The sequence below is a fragment of the Spiroplasma sp. ChiS genome (assembly GCF_002968355.1).
GTDB classification, from domain to species: Bacteria; Bacillota_I; Bacilli_A; order Mycoplasmatales; family Mycoplasmataceae; genus Spiroplasma; species Spiroplasma citri.
Genome location: NZ_PUUH01000165.1, coordinates 1 through 1,054, shown reverse-complemented (window position 1 = coordinate 1,054; position 1,054 = coordinate 1). Strand labels below are relative to the sequence as shown.

General features: G+C 25.0%; 3 protein-coding genes. All 3 read right to left on the bottom strand.

Annotated features, from left to right (window positions below; translation table 4 throughout):
- Positions 1-150: 150 nt before the first annotated feature.
- The 3 genes from C6B38_RS10040 to C6B38_RS10035 all read right to left on the bottom strand — a co-directional run bounded on the left by C6B38_RS10040 (position 151) and on the right by C6B38_RS10035 (position 963).
- A complete protein-coding gene (locus tag C6B38_RS10040) occupies positions 151-321 on the bottom strand; it encodes a hypothetical protein (RefSeq protein WP_162475803.1) in 171 nt (56 codons plus the stop codon).
- A gap of 4 nt (positions 322-325) precedes the next feature.
- The gene (locus tag C6B38_RS04850) at positions 326-727 is read right to left on the bottom strand and encodes a hypothetical protein (RefSeq protein ID WP_162475879.1); all 402 of its coding nucleotides are present in this window, start codon (positions 725-727) and stop codon (positions 326-328) included.
- A 92-nt stretch (positions 728-819) separates the two neighbouring features.
- The gene (locus C6B38_RS10035; protein ID WP_162475878.1) at positions 820-963 is read right to left on the bottom strand and encodes a hypothetical protein; all 144 of its coding nucleotides are present in this window, start codon (positions 961-963) and stop codon (positions 820-822) included.
- Positions 964-1,054 lie beyond the last annotated feature (91 nt).

Genomic DNA, 1,054 nt, shown 5'->3' with positions numbered 1-1,054 from the left:
AAATTCTTTTCACCATAAGTACTTTTATAATATTCTCAGTATTCAGTAGATTTAATATTTATATCTTCAACATCAATACCAGTTATATATTCACCAAGAGAATTTTTACAAGGGCGATTACCTTTTTCAGAACGATAACATAAAATATAATTATTCATTTTTATTATTTCCTTTATTATTTACAATATAGTAATTGATAAAATGCTGTACTCGTTGGCTATGTGTATATAATTCAGGTAATTCATTTCATATTTTTTCTTGTTCTTTATTTAAGTAAACATTAATATTTCTAATTACAATTTGATGATTTTTTGTTTTCATAATATTACCTCTCATAATTAGCAATAATAATTGCATCTCGTAAATGATTACTTATTTTTTCATTATTATAAAATCAACCTTTACCATATTGATAAGTTAAATTAGGATCTTTATCATATTTTCATAAACAACTATCATTATATTTACTTAAATTTTCCATATTTTTAACAACTGATTTAGTATGTCGTGGGGATACTCAGTTAGATACTCAATTAATAATAGTATAATGTTTCTTTTTAATTTCAATAGCTTCAATAGCAGCTAGTAATCGCAATAAATCATCACGGTCTTTTGAACCATTAGCATTTGTTGGTAAACAATTTTCAATGTTTATAATACTAAGAAAATTACAATATTTGCATTTGCATAATATATCTTTTATAAAAGATATGTGTTTTAATCACAACATACTAGTAAATTAGAATTTTTCCTTTAATTTATTATCTTCATAAATAACAATACCAGTAGTACCAGTACCTGATGGGTCAATACCTATTTTTATCAAGTTGCTCACTCCTCATCATTATTAACTGCTGGTACTACATTTGAGATATCTTCTTCTTTAACGACATTATCGTTAGTGTCTGCTATTTCTTGATAAGATGGGGTATTTATATTATTTAATAATGGTTCATCGCTCATTTGCTCTGTTAGTGTCTGCTATTTCTTGATAAGATGGGGTATTTATATTATTTAATAATGGTTCATCGCTCATTTGCTCTTTATTTTTGGC